This is a genomic window from Nitrososphaera sp. (assembly GCF_050748925.1).
Taxonomy (GTDB): Archaea; Thermoproteota; Nitrososphaeria; order Nitrososphaerales; family Nitrososphaeraceae; genus Nitrososphaera.
In genome coordinates, this window is the sequence record NZ_JBOGQF010000027.1 from 1 (window position 1) to 16,235 (window position 16,235).

The 16,235-nt window shown below is 55.6% G+C and carries 22 protein-coding genes, 1 tRNA gene and 1 pseudogene; 11 read left to right on the plus strand and 13 right to left on the minus strand.

What is annotated here, in order from left to right; translation table 11 throughout:
* The 3 genes from ACREAY_RS03720 to ACREAY_RS03730 all read left to right on the plus strand — a co-directional run.
* Window positions 1–1,058, plus strand: a 1,058-nt coding sequence (locus tag ACREAY_RS03720; RefSeq protein WP_431754419.1) for a purine-cytosine permease family protein, incomplete at its 5' end; no start/stop codon positions are given.
* Between the two features lie 36 nt (window positions 1,059–1,094).
* Window positions 1,095–2,201 carry an ATP-grasp domain-containing protein gene (locus ACREAY_RS03725; RefSeq protein ID WP_431754420.1) on the plus strand — a complete coding sequence of 369 codons (1,107 nt, stop codon included), beginning with the start codon at window positions 1,095–1,097 and terminating at the stop codon, window positions 2,199–2,201.
* A 9-nt stretch (window positions 2,202–2,210) separates the two neighbouring features.
* Window positions 2,211–3,125 carry a succinate--CoA ligase subunit alpha gene (locus tag ACREAY_RS03730; protein WP_431754421.1) on the plus strand — a complete coding sequence of 305 codons (915 nt, stop codon included), beginning with the start codon at window positions 2,211–2,213 and terminating at the stop codon, window positions 3,123–3,125.
* Here the strand turns inward: ACREAY_RS03730 and ACREAY_RS03735 are convergent, their stop codons facing one another.
* Entirely contained in the window at window positions 3,126–3,281 is a 156-nt protein-coding gene (locus tag ACREAY_RS03735; protein WP_431754422.1) for a hypothetical protein, read from the minus strand.
* A 32-nt stretch (window positions 3,282–3,313) separates the two neighbouring features.
* Complete coding sequence (locus ACREAY_RS03740; protein WP_431754423.1) at window positions 3,314–3,847, minus strand: hypothetical protein; 534 nt, start codon at window positions 3,845–3,847, stop codon at window positions 3,314–3,316.
* 54 nt (window positions 3,848–3,901) lie between these two features.
* Here ACREAY_RS03740 and ACREAY_RS03745 point away from each other — a divergent pair, with 54 nt between their 5' ends.
* The 4 genes from ACREAY_RS03745 to ACREAY_RS03760 are packed head-to-tail and all read left to right on the plus strand — an operon-like array spanning window position 3,902 to window position 6,426.
* Complete coding sequence (locus ACREAY_RS03745) at window positions 3,902–4,075, plus strand: hypothetical protein (protein WP_431754424.1); 174 nt, start codon at window positions 3,902–3,904, stop codon at window positions 4,073–4,075.
* Window positions 4,072–4,890, plus strand: a complete 819-nt coding sequence (locus tag ACREAY_RS03750) for a hypothetical protein (protein WP_431754425.1) — start codon at window positions 4,072–4,074, stop codon at window positions 4,888–4,890. Before ACREAY_RS03745 ends, ACREAY_RS03750 begins: the two co-directional genes overlap by 4 nt.
* A gap of 35 nt (window positions 4,891–4,925) precedes the next feature.
* Window positions 4,926–5,969, plus strand: coding sequence for a sodium:calcium antiporter (locus tag ACREAY_RS03755; protein WP_431754426.1), 1,044 nt, complete (start codon window positions 4,926–4,928; stop codon window positions 5,967–5,969).
* A gap of 31 nt (window positions 5,970–6,000) precedes the next feature.
* Window positions 6,001–6,426 carry a universal stress protein gene (locus ACREAY_RS03760; RefSeq protein ID WP_431754427.1) on the plus strand — a complete coding sequence of 142 codons (426 nt, stop codon included), beginning with the start codon at window positions 6,001–6,003 and terminating at the stop codon, window positions 6,424–6,426.
* On the opposite strand, the gene ACREAY_RS03765 is transcribed toward ACREAY_RS03760, so the two are convergent.
* The gene (locus tag ACREAY_RS03765) at window positions 6,413–6,598 is read right to left on the minus strand and encodes a hypothetical protein (protein ID WP_431754428.1); all 186 of its coding nucleotides are present in this window, start codon (window positions 6,596–6,598) and stop codon (window positions 6,413–6,415) included. The genes ACREAY_RS03760 and ACREAY_RS03765 overlap by 14 nt on opposite strands.
* Before the next feature lie 84 nt (window positions 6,599–6,682).
* Window positions 6,683–7,060, minus strand: a complete 378-nt coding sequence (locus tag ACREAY_RS03770) for a TRAM domain-containing protein (protein WP_431754429.1) — start codon at window positions 7,058–7,060, stop codon at window positions 6,683–6,685.
* Window positions 7,061–7,439: 379 nt separating this feature from the next.
* On the opposite strand from ACREAY_RS03770, the gene ACREAY_RS03775 reads away from it, so the two are divergent.
* On the plus strand, window positions 7,440–7,763 hold the full coding sequence (locus ACREAY_RS03775; RefSeq protein WP_431754430.1) for a hypothetical protein: 324 nt from the start codon (window positions 7,440–7,442) through the stop codon (window positions 7,761–7,763).
* Window positions 7,764–7,819: 56 nt separating this feature from the next.
* On the plus strand, window positions 7,820–8,116 hold the full coding sequence (locus tag ACREAY_RS03780) for a UPF0147 family protein (RefSeq protein ID WP_431754431.1): 297 nt from the start codon (window positions 7,820–7,822) through the stop codon (window positions 8,114–8,116).
* Window positions 8,117–8,175: 59 nt separating this feature from the next.
* Here the strand turns inward: ACREAY_RS03780 and ACREAY_RS03785 are convergent, their stop codons facing one another.
* The 7 genes and pseudogenes from ACREAY_RS03785 to ACREAY_RS03815 all read right to left on the minus strand — a co-directional run bounded on the left by ACREAY_RS03785 (window position 8,176) and on the right by ACREAY_RS03815 (window position 13,380).
* On the minus strand, window positions 8,176–8,331 hold the full coding sequence (locus ACREAY_RS03785; RefSeq protein ID WP_431754432.1) for a hypothetical protein: 156 nt from the start codon (window positions 8,329–8,331) through the stop codon (window positions 8,176–8,178).
* Window positions 8,332–8,369: 38 nt separating this feature from the next.
* A complete protein-coding gene (locus tag ACREAY_RS03790; RefSeq protein WP_431754433.1) occupies window positions 8,370–10,415 on the minus strand; it encodes a beta-CASP ribonuclease aCPSF1 in 2,046 nt (681 codons plus the stop codon).
* A gap of 278 nt (window positions 10,416–10,693) precedes the next feature.
* Window positions 10,694–11,101: a calcium-binding protein gene (locus ACREAY_RS03795; protein ID WP_431754440.1), complete on the minus strand. Its 408-nt coding sequence runs from the start codon at window positions 11,099–11,101 to the stop codon at window positions 10,694–10,696.
* Window positions 11,093–11,206 (minus strand): annotated as a pseudogene (locus ACREAY_RS03800) (calcium-binding protein); the annotation flags it as partial. The gene ACREAY_RS03795 and the pseudogene ACREAY_RS03800, both read right to left, overlap by 9 nt.
* 12 nt (window positions 11,207–11,218) lie before the next feature.
* Complete coding sequence (locus tag ACREAY_RS03805; RefSeq protein ID WP_431754434.1) at window positions 11,219–11,455, minus strand: calcium-binding protein; 237 nt, start codon at window positions 11,453–11,455, stop codon at window positions 11,219–11,221.
* A 353-nt stretch (window positions 11,456–11,808) separates the two neighbouring features.
* Window positions 11,809–13,026, minus strand: coding sequence for a site-2 protease family protein (locus ACREAY_RS03810; protein WP_431754435.1), 1,218 nt, complete (start codon window positions 13,024–13,026; stop codon window positions 11,809–11,811).
* Between the two features lie 36 nt (window positions 13,027–13,062).
* Window positions 13,063–13,380: a hypothetical protein gene (locus tag ACREAY_RS03815; protein WP_431754436.1), complete on the minus strand. Its 318-nt coding sequence runs from the start codon at window positions 13,378–13,380 to the stop codon at window positions 13,063–13,065.
* A 238-nt stretch (window positions 13,381–13,618) separates the two neighbouring features.
* Here ACREAY_RS03815 and ACREAY_RS03820 point away from each other — a divergent pair, with 238 nt between their 5' ends.
* Both ACREAY_RS03820 and ACREAY_RS03825 read left to right on the plus strand, forming a co-directional pair.
* Window positions 13,619–14,536 carry an ABC transporter ATP-binding protein gene (locus ACREAY_RS03820; RefSeq protein ID WP_431754437.1) on the plus strand — a complete coding sequence of 306 codons (918 nt, stop codon included), beginning with the start codon at window positions 13,619–13,621 and terminating at the stop codon, window positions 14,534–14,536.
* Entirely contained in the window at window positions 14,533–15,279 is a 747-nt protein-coding gene (locus ACREAY_RS03825) for an ABC transporter permease (RefSeq protein WP_431754438.1), read from the plus strand. The genes ACREAY_RS03820 and ACREAY_RS03825 overlap by 4 nt, the downstream gene beginning before the upstream one ends.
* Window positions 15,280–15,369: 90 nt before the next feature.
* Here the strand turns inward: ACREAY_RS03825 and ACREAY_RS03830 are convergent, their stop codons facing one another.
* Both ACREAY_RS03830 and ACREAY_RS03835 read right to left on the minus strand, forming a co-directional pair.
* On the minus strand, window positions 15,370–15,855 hold the full coding sequence (locus ACREAY_RS03830; protein ID WP_431754439.1) for a hypothetical protein: 486 nt from the start codon (window positions 15,853–15,855) through the stop codon (window positions 15,370–15,372).
* A gap of 189 nt (window positions 15,856–16,044) precedes the next feature.
* A tRNA-Thr gene (locus ACREAY_RS03835) sits at window positions 16,045–16,121 on the minus strand.
* Between the last annotated feature and the right edge of the window lie 114 nt (window positions 16,122–16,235).

The window sequence follows — 16,235 nt, forward strand, 5'->3', positions numbered from 1 at the left end:
ACCACGGGGTGACGTCGCTTGTCAGCATGCGGCCCGCGTTTGGCATACTGGGTTCGTACATGCCTGCAATCCTCAACATCCTGCAGCTGGTGGGATGGACGACTTTTGAGATAATGATAATGGCAAGGGCGGCAGACCTGCTTGCCGGGAGCGCAATCCCCTACCCTGCTTGGGCGGCGGTATTTGGGACCCTGGTGGCGGTCCTTGCCATAGCCGGCCCGCTTGCCGTCGCAAGGCAGTGGCTCGCCAAGTTTGCGGTATGGATTGCGTACGGCACGTCCACCGTAATCATTGTCACGCTCCTCCTGTCGCCGGGCGCCGCGGATGTCATCTCGTCGCCTGGCAAGGGCATGTCGTTCTTTACCGCCCTTGACCTGGTGATTGCCATGCCAATATCGTGGATGCCGCTGGTGGCCGACTATAACCGCTTTGCAAAAAAGAGCAAGGCCGCGTTCTGGGCCACAATGGTAGGCTTTGCGCTCACAAACATCCTGTTTTACTTTGGCGGCGTGCTTCTTGGCACGTTTGACGTGGTGGCGATAATAATCGCGATACAGGCGATATTCTTTGGCTTTCTTATGCTGCTGCTCATCGTGGACGAGGCAGACAACGCGTTTGCCGACGTCTACTCGGCGGCCGTCTCGGCGCAGGACATATTTTCCCGCGTCAGCCAAAAGCACCTGGTCATAGGCTTTGCCGCGGCAAGCACAATCCTTGCAATGGTGGTGACCATCCAGAACTATGAGACGTTCCTGCTCTTGATAGGCGCGGTCTTTGTCCCGCTCTTTGGCGTGGTGCTGACTGACTATTACATTGTAAAGCGGCAGAAATACGCCGACCACATGATGTACGGCAAGAAGGGCGTGGGATGGCCTGCGGTGGCCGCGTGGGCCATCGGCGTCCTGCTGAACTTTACGATATCGCCCCTGTCGCCGCTGTACATCAAAGAGATGCCCGCGATAGGGGCCACCATCCCGAGCCTGGCGGCCGCGTCGCTGGTATACCTTGCCATAGTAAAGTTCACGCCGGGCAGAAAAGATCAGGTTTCGGCAAAATAGAGTTATAAATAACGGAAATCGCAGCCTCAATGTCAAATGCGACTGCTGGAATATCAGGGCAAGGAACTGTTTGATCAATACGGGATACGCATACCGCGCTCGCAGCTGGCCAACAACATTGCCGAGGCCAGGGAAGGCGCAAAGAAAATTGGGATACCGCTGGTACTAAAATCGCAGCTTACCGTCGGCGGCAGGGGCAAGGCCGGCGCCATCCTGAAAGTAAAAAGCGAAGACGAGCTGGAGCCGAAATTTACCGATCTCGTCCACAAGGAGGTCAAAGGCGAGCTTCCCCGCGGCATACTGCTTGAAGAGATGGCGCCGATAAAGCAAGAGCTGTACCTTTCGCTGTTCCTCAACAGGGGCAAGCGCTGCTACTCGCTCATCGCGTCGGCAGAAGGCGGGGTCGAGATTGAAACTTCCGACAACAAAGTAGTCGTCGACGTGCCGCTTGGGGGCCTGAGCCCGCAGGTGGCAGAGGACACGGCGCACAAGCTCGGGCTGGCCGGCAACGCGGTGGTCGCGTTTGTCGACCTCGCCACGAAACTGTCAAAGATGGCCGGCGAAAAAGAGGCCGAGCTGGCCGAGATAAACCCTGTCGCAATCCTTGGCGACGGCTCGATGATCGCGCTAGACGCCAAGGTGATAATAGACGACAACTCTATGTTCCGCCACCCCGAGCTGAAGAAATACGAGCACGTGTCGGAACTTGAAAAGCAGGCCGAGGTCTCGGGCTTTTCACTGGTCGAGCTTGAAGGCAACATTGCCATCCTCGGCAACGGCGCAGGCCTCGTCATGTCGACTTTGGACCTCGTCGCAGACGCGGGAGGCAAGGCCGGCGCGTTCCTCGACTTTGGAGGCAAGGCGACCACTGAAACCATCTATGAAGCGCTGAAGGTGATAAGCCAGATCAAGCACATCGACGCAATCCTGGTCAACCTGTTTGGCGGGATAGTCAAGACGTCGCTGGTCGCGCAGGCGATACTTGACGCCTACGGGAACAATGTCATCAGCGTGCCCGTGTTTGCGAGAATCTCCGGCGCCGAGTCGGAAAAGTCCAAAGAGATGCTGCAGGGAAGCAGGGCGAAGCTATATGGCACGGTCGACGAAGCAATAGTCGCGGCGGTCGCGGCCGTCAAGCAGTAGGTGGCAATAATGGAAAAGTTTGACATATTCAAGACGCTTGAAGGGGACAGGAATGACAGCGACTACAAGAAAAAGCCCGTCGTGATCCAGGGCATCACCGGGGGTTTTGGCTCAACGCACTCGCGGCTGATGAAGGCGTACGGCACAAACGTCGCCGCAGGCGTTACGCCGGGCAAGGGCGGCCAGGACTTTGAAGGGACGCCGGTCTACAACACGATGGCAGAGGCGGTCAGGGCCACCGGCGCGCAGATATCGGGGATCTTTGTCCCCGCGCCCTTTTTCCTGAAAGCCGCGATGGACGCGCTGGACGCCGGGATAAAGCTGCTGGTCGCGATACCAGAGCATGTTCCAATCCGCGACTCTATAAAGTTGGTCGACTATGCCCGGAGCAAGGGCGCAAGGATGGTGGGCCCAAACACGGCAGGCGTCATAATCCCTGAAGTGATGAAGGTCGGGATAATGCCCGCGCAGCCGTTCAAGGCAGGCAGGACCGCGGTGTTTTCGCGCAGCGGCACGCTGATGTACGAAGTGTCGTTCAGCCTGACAAGCAGGGGCTTTGGCCAGAGGATAGGAATAGGCATCGGCGGCGACCCGGTCAACGGCACGAACCTCATCGAGGCGTTTGAACTCGTGCGCGACAGGCCCGACATCGACTCTGTGGTCGTCGTGGGCGAGATAGGCGGCGACGCAGAGGAGCAGCTGGCGCAATACATCATCGACACTTCGTTTGGCAAGCCTGTTGTGGCATACATCGCGGGAAGGGCGGCACCTAAGGAAAAGAGGATGGGCCACGCAGGCGCCATCGTCTACGGCAACTATGGCTCTGCCGAGTCCAAGGTGTCAAACTATGCCAAGGCCTGCGTGCCTGTTGCCAAGAGGCCAGCAGAAGTGCCTGCGCTGCTGGAGCAAAAGATGAAAAAGTAGCTACTCCTTGTAGCGCTCGCGCAAATAGAGTATGCCCTTTACCAGGTCCCGCGCCTGGTCCGGGGTGATATCGCTCTCCTTCAGGAACTGCTCGTCGACGCCAAGGGAAAGCAGCTTGCTGATGTCCCAGTGCATCTGCACCATGGATTCGCGCATACGACAATTATCTGACAAAGTTATATAAAAAGCTAGAGTCCCAGCCACTCGTTATACGCCCTGGAGTCGAGGCAGAATACAAGCGCGCACTGGGCCAGAAATCCGAGGTCGTTCTGGAGCATCCGCATCCATATCGCAGATATGAGCGGCCTATCCTCGTGGTTGCTGATGAGCATCGCCCGCTTGATGTCCTTGCTTGCCACCGGTATCACTTCGTTGTAGATGAATTTCGTCTCCCGCTCGCCCACCTTGACTGGCAGGCCGAACCTCAGGGCGAGGGCCTGCATGAGGGGAAACGGCAGGTCCGTCTTGGCCTCTTCGACGAGCTCTTTTTTCAGCCGGAAGGCGAGGTCGACTACCAGGTCCTGGCCCTGGACGTGGGTGTTGACCACGAAATAGTCGTCAGAGCCGGGGGCCTTTTTGCTGTACAGTATGAGCGTCAATCCCTGCGAAGACAGGCGCTGCTCCTTGTCCGGCTGCACTATGGCATCTCTGACTGCATCTCTGGTGATGCCGAACCTGTTTTCGCATTCTTTCTGGAAAAGCTCGGTGTAGACCGTGGCCATCGCATGACTAGCAAAGCCAATACATATTAAAATTACAGCTGCGCAAAGAGGACATTGGCAACAGAGCGGCGCTTTTGCGACCGGTGCATGGCTCGCACCGTCCACGACATGATCGAGGACCCTGAAGCCATCTACACCTACAAGCGAAGGCGAATCTACCTGTGCAAGGAATGCGGCCACAAGAGCATGAAGCGCGGCCTGCGCCCGAGCGCGGAGTCGGTCTATTGAAGCTGGCGCAGGCAATAGTGGCGCTCAAGGCGGAGCTGGCCCGTTCCTACAATGGCGCCGCCCACTTTTACGAAGTCATGCCCTTGGAGCCGTCCAATATTTTGCCGATAGACGCGTCGATCCTCTCGCTGCTTCGCAGGTTTGCAGAGTGCAACCCGATCTACTCCCGCTTTTGCGACCTGTCGGTGCTCGGCATCCCCTGCAGGATCTACGAGGGCGACATCAACGAGTACTGGCTGGGCAGCATAAAGCACGACACCAGCTACCAGGCCTTTTACCCTACCTGGATATTATCGGCGTACGCGCTCGTGGACAAGGCAAAGAGCCTTGGCTTTGGGCAGGTGGTGGATATTGGCTCCGGCGACGGCAGGATATCCTACTGCGCGCAGGCGGCCGGCATGCGCGCCTGCGGCATAGAGATAGACGAGGGGCTGGTGGAGCTGCAGGGCAGGATATCGCAAAAGACAGGCGTAGCGCACGACACTAGGCGCGCAGACGCGACGCGCTTTGACTATTCGTCGCTTGGATTGAAAAATCCTGCATTCTTTATCTCGGCGATGCCCGAGATGGGCGAGATGCTTGCCAACAGCGTCATTTCAAGGGTGCTGTCGATGCCGGGCATGCAGGGTGCGGGGTTTGTCTTCATGGGTAGCCATACGCCCAAGAAATACTCGCGTGACCACCTGCAATGGGGGTGGGGCAGCGTGATCAAGAGCCATCGCCTGGAGGTGCTGGCGACAGTCACTCTGCCGACGCAGTGGACCGCCGACCAGGAGATGGACACGCCATACGTCTTTACCCGGCGTGACTTTTAGTTTATATTGGCTAATTTCACAATTCGAGTAGCGCTTTGGCCGAGAACAATCTTTTGTTTATGCTTTTGTGGCTTGGCGAGCTCACAGCTGCCAGCTGGGTGCTGTCATACGGCGCAGAGCACCTGTCGATGAAGTACGGCGCCAAGTTTGTCGGCCGGACCCTCCTGAGCGTCGCAACGACGCTGCCCGAAATAGCGATTGTAGTATACGCCGCAGCCGGCGGGTTCTACGGCACTGCCATAGGCGCCGGCCTTGGAAGCAACCTGCTCATGATGACTTTGGGGCTTGCGATAATGCTCCTTGTCGCCACCACGAGGCTGTCAAAATCACCGCTGAAAGGCATCGACGTCTCTACCTTCAAGCTAGACAAGATTTTCCTGCTTGCAACAGCAATAGTAAGCGCATTATTGTTCCTTGACGGCTACAACTATATCGACGGGTTCATCTTTGCCGGCATGTTTGTCGCCTACCTCGTGATGGCCCTTGTCGAGATGCAGGCGGACAAGAAAAAGGCAAAGGTGGCAAAGACAGAGACTGCCGGCGGGCACAAGGTAGTGGAAGTACAGCACGCCCAGGTCAGCAGCAGGACGATGCTAAAGGCGATGCTCGCGTTTGCGGCAGGCACGGCAGGCATATTCTTTGGCGCAGGGCCGTTCATCAACTCGCTAGAAGGCTTTTCTACAGAGGTCGGCATATCCGTCATCATCCTTGCAGTCATCATCAGCCCCATCGCCGGCGAGATGCCTGAAAAGATATCCATGATACTGCTCGCAAGAAAGGGCGCGGCAGGCGCCTCGATAGCCGTGGCAAACGTGCTTGGTTCCAAGATACTCAATAATACCCTGCTGCTTGCAGTCGCGGTGTTTGGCGCCATGTACCACGGAGGGTTCTTTGTCTCCATCGAGGCAAACCCGATACTTGAATACCAGATGATACTCGTAACTGCCGTAACGCTGATCGCGGTCGGGATGATGTTCAAAAAAGAGATCGGCCTAAAGATAGGCATCATCCTCGCAGTCATGTATGGAATCAGCCTCGTGATCCAGTTCCTTCTGCCGCAGGACCTGACCCTCCATTAGGGTAAAATAGCGCAGGATGGTATGACTGGCAATGCCTTCAAAGATTCTTGTCCCTGTAGACGGCTCTGCGAATTCAAAGCGCGCCCTTGAAAAGGCCGTCACAATGGCAAAGGACAGCTCTTCTTCAGTCACAGCCCTGTACGTGATGGAAAAACCCCCCACCGTCTACATCGAGTCTCAAAAGGTGCTTGACGATGCCATGGCCAAGTACAAAAAAGAGGCCGACGCGGTGCTTGACGAGTACGAGGCGCTTGCCACGGGCCGGGGGGTGAAAATAGAGGCAGTCATGGCGCAGGGCGAACCGGCCACCACAATAGTCAACTATACAGAAAAAGGCGGGTTTGACATGATAGTGATGGGGAGCCGGGGACGGGGCAAGATAACCGAGGCCGTCCTTGGAAGCGTTTCAAGCAAGGTGCTCAAAGACGCCAAGTGCCCCGTGGTCATTGTAAAGTAGTCGCCCACTGGCTGGCCACAGAGCTGTCGCGGTCGTACTCTGCCCGCTTTGTAGCGAGCAACTCGCCTTCAAGCCTTGCCTTTTGCTCGGCGTGCGACTGCAGCATGGCGTGCTCTTTGGCCGCGGAAACCTCTATCGAGACTTGGCAGATGTTGCACCGCACTTGCTCCATGGCATGCGATGGCCACACACAGTATAAATTCCCTGCAGCAACCTTTGCAAAAAGTCGATAGCTGCGGATATTTCCAAGATTATTCTAGAAATCTTTACGCCTGCCGGGTGCCTTGTAATCACGAAGGTCTGCTTTCTCTTTGATTACTGGCGCGTCAATGCTGGTCTCTGCGCTAGTTTTCTCGAGGGCAGAGGCCGTCTCTGGCTGTGCTTTCTCTTCTACGGCACCAGCTATGACATGCGCATCTGCAGACCTGTCGCCTACCCTTGTTATCTTTATCCTCGTCTTTTCACCCATTTTGCCGTCCTCTACAAAGATGATAAAGCCCTGAATCCTTGCAATCCCGTCGCCCTGCCTGCCTTGCTCAGAAATCTGAACCACGTATTCCTTGCCCATTTCCACCGGCTTTGGGCCGCCAAAGTTTATGCGGCCGCCACCATAAGATCCTCTTGTATATGACATTGTTTTCAGCAAGATTGTAGGCCAAGCCCGCCTTTAAAGTGGCGCAATGGCAAGTTCAAAGCCAAATAAGCAGATGCAGGCTACTGGTACAGTGCAAAAAGACATCCAAACTCGCCCTGTGGCCCTCGCTAGATTCAAAATGCTACCAGGTGCGCAACCTGCTCTGCGATAGCGACCATGGAGCTGGTAACCGAGATGGACGGCATCATGACGGTCGAAAAAATCTGCGACACGCGCTTTATTGCCGGCGGATACTAGCCTAGTCCCATCGCAAACGCGGTTAGTCGGAGTGTTGCCGCGCGTGGCTGTTCTTTGATGACTTGTGCACAATGTTCCAGCAGCAAAAGCCATTTATTTGATAGCGACGTACCGGCAGGGCATGGAAACTGAGTCCGCGTCGAGGGCCATACTTGCAAACCTGCATGCCGGCTTTGGTTCCACCGGCGCCAGCCTTGCACAGATAAAGATGTGGCTTGTGCCGCAAAAGGCCGAGCACGAAAGCGACTATGACATCAACAAGGGATACTTTGAGCTGTTGCTGAAATATGCGCTGCGCGACCTCTTGCAGGAAGGCTATGTCCGGTCGACGCTCCCCGACGGCGTGGAGGACGGCGACGCGCAGCTGTTCTCCCTGACTGCAAAGGGCGCCGAGCACGTAAAGGAGCTGGCGGCGCAGGCCGAGCAGGCTGCTTTGGACTATTAACGAAAACATTCAAAAGCAACTGTCATTAAATGACCACGACTGCTGGAGGTTTAAGCTTGACAACTACATCATCTAAAAAGGAGCAGAAGGAAAAGGAGAACCGGGAGCGCCTTACTCGCGCCGTTGACACCCTTGACGCCATTACAAAGAACAACGATGTGCAAAAGAGCGTGCGCAACATGATAAAGGAGGTCCTGATGGCGCTCAAGGACGAAAAGTCAGGCAGCATCTCGGTGAGGGCTGCAAACGCGATCAGCCTGCTGGACTCTGCGACCCAGAGTCCGCAGATGCAGTCGCACATACGCACCATGCTGTGGCAGGTCGTGTCGACGCTGGAAAGCATCCGGGAATAGCTGCCTGTTTCCAGCCCTTTGCGGCGATAATTTACCCAATCCCGCCCGAATCGAGGCGGCTACCTTGTGGGATTCTTTACCGGCTTTGGAGGCGGGGGCAGTTTTTCCAGCTTGTGGTTGGGATTTGCAAGGTAATGCCTTGAGGCACCCTCGCCTGAAAGAACAATATTGCAGTTTACGCACTTGTACCTGATAGCCACGGCCTTCGGAAACAACTATGTCACCCACAGGATAAAAATGCTATGGCTGGCTTTTACCTGAGCCGGACGATTTCGCGGTTATCTGGCACGCCGGAGCGAATCTTTAGCCTCGAATAGATGGCACTTGCGACGTTTTCAGACTTGGTCCTCTCTCCGTGGTTGACCAGCACCCTCTTGGGCTTGACCTTGGCCACAAAGTTCATTATCTGGTTAAAGTCGCTGTGGCCAGAAAAGCCGTCAATCTTTTGCGTCTGGCAGCGCACCGGGACGACTTTCAGCTTGCCGGACTTGTCCATCATGCTGACCTCTGACACGTTGCCGTCAAGGACGCGCCTGCCAAGCGTGCCGTTTATCTGGTATGACACAAAGATTATCTTGTTCTTGGGGCTTGGCGCGAGTTCCTTGAAATATTCAACGGATGGCCCGCCCTCGAGCATGCCGGAAGTCGCCATCACTATGGCGGGGTTCTCGTCGTTGAGCACCTCTTCGCGCTTGCCTCCGCTTATTACTGTAAAGTATTCTGACTGGAATGGGTTGATGCCCTGCGACACCGATCTCCTGACGTCGGCTCCTAGATAATGGGCATACGACATGTGGATGGCGCTTGCCTCTGATATCATGCCCTCGATGTAAATCGGGCACTCTACCAGCCTGCCATCGCTCATCTCTTTGGCCATGACGAGCATTATTTCCTGCGCCCTGCCGACTGCCGGCACCGGTATCAGCACCTTGCCGCCTTCAATCAATACTTTGTTGATAGAGTCGGTAAAGTTGCGGTAGACAAACTGCTGGTCCGGCATCACGTCTGACGAGTTGCCGTACGTGCTCTCGGTTATCAGAGTCTCTACGCGGGGGTACGTGGCGACGGCGCTGTCCAGAAGCTGCGTCCTTGCGTACTTGTAGTCGCCAGAGTAGAGTATGTTGTGCGCGCCAGAGATGTTCAGGTGCACCGTGGAGCTGCCCATGATGTGGCCGGCGTTGTTGAGCGTGACTGTGATGTCCGGCGAGATGTCGGTCGGCTTGCCGTACGGCAGGGTTATCGTGCGCTTTATCACTTCGTGCACATCCCTCGCCTCGTAGGGCAGGTATGTGCCGTTGCTGTGGGCAATCTTGACCGAGTCCATCTGCAGAAGCGTCATGAGCGGGAGCGTCGGCTCGGTGCAGTAGACCGGCCCGCGGTAGCCGAACTTGAATAGCGCCGGCAGAAAGCCCTGGTGGTCGATGTGGGCGTGGCCAATGACTACAGCGTCCAGGTCGTCAAAGTTAAAGTTGAGCCAGTCGAGGCGCGGGTAGGCGTCAAGGCCGGACGGCTCGCCGGGGTTGATGCCGCAGTCCAGCATTATCTTGCTCTCTGGCGTGACTACGATAAAGCACGACCTGCCCACCTGCTTGACTCCTCCGAGACAGAACAGCATTACCTCTTCTTTGTTGGTGGACCAGCCCTGCGGCCTGGGGGATGACGGCTCCTCGGTCCTGTCGTATCCGTTGCCGACGACGAGCGGGCTCCTGAATAAGCGCGTGCCCAGTTTCTGCAAAAAGTCGCTCCTCTCCCGGGCCGAGCTCTTTAGCGTGGAATGGATGGTATTGATGCTGGTCGACGGGATGTGGGGCGACCTGCGCGTGTGCGCTATCCAGCCTGTGGACTGTGCTATCTGCACTATCATGGCAGGATCTATGGCCTCCGGCCTGCTGACTTCAAGCACCACTTCGCCCGTGGCGTCGTCGCAAAAGACAGCTGACACCTGCACGTCCTTTGGCAAGAGTTTTGCTACTGCCTGCCGGGTGGCGTCTTCTGCAATGCGCACGGACGTGTCGGTGCGTATGACAAACCTCTTTTTGAGCGTCTTTGAAAGCGACGATAAATAATACGTAAGCTCTGTCAGGGCGAACTTTGGATTTTTCGTATAGAGCGCGATGGTCGGGCCCTCGAACCGGACATTGGTTATCTGTGAGTCGGGCGGTATGGATTGCAGTATCGTCTTGGCGACTTCGTCCTCGCTTTCCGTGGTCACCTTTGAAACTGGGGCGTCAGGCTGCCTTCTCAGCTCCTGCCTTGGCCTCCTGGGTGACTCTAGATCCTCAATCTCGTGTTTTTCCAACTTTTTATCAGTCCGCTGTATCGCGGTTGCCCTGCAATAGAGAAAATGCTACTGCATAAACCGGCAATAAGCATGTGTACTTTAATTTTCTGCTATAAAAGCATACTGCCTTGCAGTTCCGTTGCATCCCGCGTGCTTTTGTTGCAAGTCGCGGGCTAATAACCGAAGGTAGTTTCGCCCTCAATTTGGCATTCATTGCCAGACTCAAACTAGACTATGATTGATAATGGAATGTATTGAAAAGAAAGGGAAAAGTGGAACTACTCCCACCTGCATCGTCAAAAGTTCTCGCAGTCTGCCGTCTTGGTGTCGCCCTGTTCAGGGTCAAAGTCGGTGATGGTGTCTACGCCTGCACCGCAGATAAAGTGGTCCGCATCACCGCCGCCGGTAAACATATCATCGCCGTTGCCGCCGTCCATGGTGTCAACCCCAGAAGGAGGTGCGCCTCTCAGGATGTCGTTGCCCTCGCCGCCGTTCATGTAGTTGCTTCCGCCCCTGCCGCCGGCCAGCGTGTCGTGTCCGTCGCCACCCCACATCCTGCTCACTCCAAAGATAAATCCCATGCTGTCGTTCCCGGCCCCGCCAACCATCAGGAAGCTTCCAAATCCTCCGCCCATGGAGTCGTCGCCGTCATTTCCATACAATCTGTCCGGGTTACTTGTCGAGCCGCCTGCGCCCGCATCCATCCTGTCGTTCCCCGGACCGCCGACCATGATGTCATTTCCGGCAAGTCCTGTCATTGTGTCGTCTCCGCTGCCGCCATAGATCTTGTTGTCTCCTGTACCGCCGTCAACGGTATCGTCTCAGTCATCGCCGCCTACAGTGTCACTCCCTTCGCCGCCCTGCACGTTGTCATTTCCAGTTCCGCCATAAACGCGATCGTCCCCCTCATTTCCATTCATTGCATCATTTCCGTGGTTGCCTCGCAGCAGGTCGTTTCCTGCAAGCCCTGAAATTTCGTCTGCGTCTGCTGTGCCGTCAAGCACGTCGTCGCCAGGTGTCCCATTTATAAAAAGCGCCCACGCGTTCACTACTGGCATCAAGACGAGCGCGCCAAGCAAAATCACTGCTGCCGTCTTTGATGCAGAAAGTTTAGCATCCTCGTTTGCAACAAAAAAATTCCCCAAATTGAACATATTGTTCAAAAGCTGGTTGCTTATTTATGCTTCAAGCCCGAATTTTGCATACGCAGTGCCACGATTATGTCAGTTATTACGCGTATAGAACCAGCAGTATGCAGTGTATCCTCATAGGAATGCCGCATAGACAGGCCTGCTGGCACCACACCTCTTCTTTTCGGCTGTAAATCGACAACGTGGCTTGCAACAAAAGCACGCGGGATGCAACAGCCAATCGAATAATTGGCTGGCAGGAGATTGCAGTAGGACTTGTCCTACCTCACATAAGGCAGCAGTATCGACGCTGCGACTATTGCCACCATCGCTATGGTGAGGAGGTTTGCGGCGTGTTTGGCTATTGCCACTGACCTGATCTTCTTTTCAAGGATGGAGCCGTATAGCTGCCCTCCGTCCAGCGGGCCTATCGGCAGCGCGTTAAAGATGCCGACGTTAAAGTTCACGAACCACAGCCAGAAGAGCATGTTGGCCATTATTGCCCACGACGGCCCAATCGACGACTCGTACATTGGCGCCATTGTATCTGAATATGGTACCAATCCTGGCTGAATTGTTGGAGGGAGCAATAACTGCAGTGCATTTGCACCAAATGCGCCCTTGTAATTTTCAAGCGTTCTTACGGGGTCTGGCACAAAAACACTAATACCCAGTATGCCTCTACCCGGCTCGACTGCGCTCGGCAGCGTTACTGCCTTTATTACGGTCTGGCCGGACTGCTCGACCCATGTAATGTTGACTGTCTGCCCGAGATTGCCCCGCAGTGCACTTCCGAGCGCTTCAACCGTTCTTATCTCCTGGTCTGCAACCGTCTGAATTGTGGCACCCTGTGGGAGGCCTATGGATTCTGCAAGCGAGTCCGGGTTGACATTTGTCACCAGCGCGCCAAATTGTGGTCCATTGGGGTTTGGCGGCAGCGGCGTCAGGGTCGACATTATGAGGAAAAGCGCAAGGAGTGACAGCCCCGCAAGTATCATGTTGTTGAGCGGGCCGGCAGTCAGCACGGCGCTCTTTTGCTTGAGAGTCGCCTTGGCAAGCTCATCGCGCTCAATATTGACAAACGCGCCTATCGGCAATCCGAGCAATAATACAATGCCGGTCGAGTCGACGCGGATATTGTAGACGCGGGCCAGTATTCCGTGGCCGGCTTCATGGATGATGATGGTGACGACGAGGGCAATCCAGCCGTACGTTATCGGCAGGTAGGGGTTGAGGCCCGGGATGAGCAGGTTTGCCTGCGGCCCAAGGCTGCTTACGCCTGCCCTCGCGTCGGCGTTGGAAAAGAGGACTGCAAGCGAGCCCACGATTAGAAATATTGCAAGCGCGGTGATGAGGGGCATGAAATAGGCGTTGACGTTGGCCCATGCCTTGGCTCCGGGCCATTTCGCCACCCTGTCGAAAAAGTCCAGGCCAAAAGGAGTGTGAATGAGAATAAGTGGCAGCTTTACCTCTGCGCGCACCTTTCGCTGCTGTTCCAAAGCATCTGGTATAGTGCGGTTTGATTATTTAATGCTTTAAACGCCGCTTGCCTCGACCTTTGAAATCTCGATAGATACTTTGTCGCCGACCTTTATTCCCATGTCCTGATAGTCCTTCATGCTGAACTTGATCACCGGGCTTTCTGTGGGCGCGCCGCCGAGACCTGCCATCATCTTGGGCATGTTCTTCATCATCTCTTCTATAGAGTTGAATGACATGGCGTTCTGGCCAAACGGGTTCATGGTCCTGTTGTCTGACTGCTTGTAGTCCTTGGGGTCGTTGAATGTGACATAGACGTATGGGCTGCCGTCCTTGGAAGCTTCAATAACTGCTATTACGAACTCTCTTTTCACAGCATAAACTTGGTCTGGTGGGGCTTATTTGGATATCGAAACCCCGGCGGCCCTGTCTAAAGGGAGGAGGCAGGGTCGTGCCGGGATACGGTCTGGTCTTCGGAAGGGCAGATGATGCGTCAGGCTTTCCTGACAATGACAGTTCGCCTCGATAGCATAAAAGGCTCGTCGATGATCCGTCTATCTGCAGGCTCTATAGTCAAAACCTCTACATTACAGGCCGTACCTCTGAATCGTGTTGCTTGCTATAGAAGCTGAACGCGTGACCAAGGTCTACAAGGGCTCTGGCCGACCTGCCCTTGAAGCAGTGTCGCTGCAGGTAGAGGCCGGCAAGGTCTTTACGCTCCTTGGACGCAACGGCGCGGGCAAGACCACCTTTGTCCGGATGTGCGCGACTCAGCTGATGCCGACGTCCGGCAGCATAAGGGTGCTCGGCTGCGACGTGGTGAGGCAGGCAAAGGACATCAGGGGCGTCATTTCGGTCGTGCCGCAGGAAGGCAGGCCGCTGCGCGCCCTGACGCCTTGGGACCACGTCTACAACTGGCTGCGGATAAGGGGCGAGGGCAAGCAGGCTGCAAAGGAAAAGACAGGGGAATTTTTGCGCCGGCTGGAACTGTGGGACGCCCGCGACAGGCCGGCCATGAACCTGTCGGGGGGCATGAAGCAAAAGATACTCGTCGCCATGGCCATGGCAGTCGACGCAAAACTGCTCTTTCTCGACGAGCCCACCATCGGCCTTGACCCGGTATCGAGGCGCCAGGTGTGGTCGGCCATCAAGGACTGGAAGGCCAAGGGCGGCTCAATCCTTCTCACGACGCACTACATGGACGAGGCAGAAGTGCTGTCTGACTATATCGTCATCATCGACAAGGGCTCGGTGATAGCGCAGGGCACCATACAGGACCTGCGCAGGGTGATACCCCAGAACACGCGGATAGACATATCAAAGGACGGCCTTGACCGCGAGTCGCTAGAGCCGTACGGGTCGGTGGTCGACACGGGCGCCGGGATGCTGCGCGTCTTTACCTTCGAGTCGGCCGTGCGCGACCTGTCAGAGCTGGCACTCAAGCGCAACCTGCCGTTCACGGTGTCGCCAGTCACGCTCGACGACGTTTTCGTGCACCTGGTCGGCAGCATCTCGGAGGAGCGCAAATGACGCAGGAGCTGCTCCCCGTCAGGCAGGCGTTTTTGATAGCGTACCTGACCGGCATACTGTGGCTCCGGCGCAACCCCATGTCGCTTGTCTTTACCGCGATAAGCCCGTTTTCGCTCCTGTTCGTGCTCTTTGTCGTGTCGAACGGTCAGTACGTCCACCTGGCCGTGGCCGGCAGCCTCGTGATGGCGCTCGTCGGCTATGGCCTTGCGCTCGGGCAGGACATCTCGTTTTACAAGACCGAGTACAAGATACAGGACGTCTTTGTGGCGTCGCCGGTGTCGCCCCTCACCTACATGATGGGGCTCGCGCTTTCAGAGCTGATGTTCGGCCTGCCGGCGCTCACCGTGCTTGCCATACTGGTCGTATATTTCGGCGCGTCAATAGTGGCCGTGCCCCTGCTGATCGCCACGATACTCTTGCTGTGGGGGTCCATGTCTGCGATGGGCTTTTTCCTGTCGTCGCACATGCTCCACATGCGCAACGCGACGCAGGTGATATCGTTTGTCAACGTGATACTGGCCGTCCTGCCACCAGTATTTTACTCAGTCGCCACCCTGCCTGATACTCTGCGGTACCTTTCGTACGCCGTGCCGACAACACACGCGTCGATCCTCTTGCAATACGTGATGGGCCTGCCCACGCCTTCGGACTGGTCGCTTGCGCTGGGGCTTGGCGTGCAGGCGGCGTACCTGGTGGGATTTGTCGCGCTTGCAAAGACAAAGGCAATATGGAGAGAAACGTGAGGTCATGATAGGATTTGGACGCTCTATCATTGGGATAATGGCGGTTTGAACACACGACCTCATACAGACAGAGATTCTTTCTTTAACGTGTCAAACGATATTGCCTTGAGGCCAAATGCCATCAGAAATACGCCTATGGTGAGGAAGGGCAAAGACTGCGACCATTATGGCAAAATCAACATTTCGCAAGTTATCAAAAGCGAACATCGAGTAAAGTCCTGCAGCCGCGAGGTAACCTCCGAATATCAAGAACGGCATGGCTGCGATGATCTTGCGCTTGTCTCTGCCTTTGAACAGCAGTCGGTCAAGGCGGTTTGCAGCGGGGCTATACCTTACTGCATAAAAGTCGCTGCGTTGCAGGTAATCAAATTTGAATATTATCATTGCGACGATCAGTATCATGCCAACGGCCGAAACGATATTTGTGACTTCTGAATAACTTGAAAGAATGGCTGTCGGCCAAGGCGTGAAGCAACCCCAACCCTGCGCCTGGCAGCCATGACCATAAGCAGCATGCGGAGTAATAGAAGTGACACCAAAGATAATGCCCAGCGCAAGCACGTGCCTGAACTGCAATACTCCTAATACCATCAGGCTTTAGATTAAGATTATGCATGGATCTTTGCCTGTCGCATTATAGGCGGATCCCCGTAAAAAGTGAAATATTTGAAAAATAGGGCTCGCCGTAGGTGCCGGTGAGAAAGGCGATTATGAAATAACGTCGTTCGCGCGATGGCATAGAGCGCCACTGTGTAGGTAAGACAATGGAGGTCACGGTGGGATTTGGACCCACGACCTGCTGATTACAAGTCAGCCGCTCTGCCAGGCTGAGCTACGTGACCTCTGCACTGGCAAATTTAGGTGAACATAATTAATACTTTCGGAGGCCGTCACTCGGCCACTGTCGCAAGGGGCTTGAAGCTGGCAAACACGTCATAAGTGCCGCAGTACGTCCA

Coding starts and splice junctions, on each gene's coding strand:
- ACREAY_RS03725 (WP_431754420.1), top strand. CDS start 1,095: ATGCGACTGCTGGAATATCAGGGCAAGGAACTGTTTGATCAATACGGG.
- ACREAY_RS03730 (WP_431754421.1), top strand. CDS start 2,211: ATGGAAAAGTTTGACATATTCAAGACGCTTGAAGGGGACAGGAATGAC.
- ACREAY_RS03735 (WP_431754422.1), bottom strand. CDS start 3,281: ATGCGCGAATCCATGGTGCAGATGCACTGGGACATCAGCAAGCTGCTT.
- ACREAY_RS03740 (WP_431754423.1), bottom strand. CDS start 3,847: ATGGCCACGGTCTACACCGAGCTTTTCCAGAAAGAATGCGAAAACAGG.
- ACREAY_RS03760 (WP_431754427.1), top strand. CDS start 6,001: ATGCCTTCAAAGATTCTTGTCCCTGTAGACGGCTCTGCGAATTCAAAG.
- ACREAY_RS03765 (WP_431754428.1), bottom strand. CDS start 6,598: ATGGAGCAAGTGCGGTGCAACATCTGCCAAGTCTCGATAGAGGTTTCC.
- ACREAY_RS03770 (WP_431754429.1), bottom strand. CDS start 7,060: ATGTCATATACAAGAGGATCTTATGGTGGCGGCCGCATAAACTTTGGC.
- ACREAY_RS03775 (WP_431754430.1), top strand. CDS start 7,440: ATGGAAACTGAGTCCGCGTCGAGGGCCATACTTGCAAACCTGCATGCC.
- ACREAY_RS03795 (WP_431754440.1), bottom strand. CDS start 11,101: ATGGATGCGGGCGCAGGCGGCTCGACAAGTAACCCGGACAGATTGTAT.
- ACREAY_RS03805 (WP_431754434.1), bottom strand. CDS start 11,455: ATGCCAGTAGTGAACGCGTGGGCGCTTTTTATAAATGGGACACCTGGC.
- ACREAY_RS03825 (WP_431754438.1), top strand. CDS start 14,533: ATGACGCAGGAGCTGCTCCCCGTCAGGCAGGCGTTTTTGATAGCGTAC.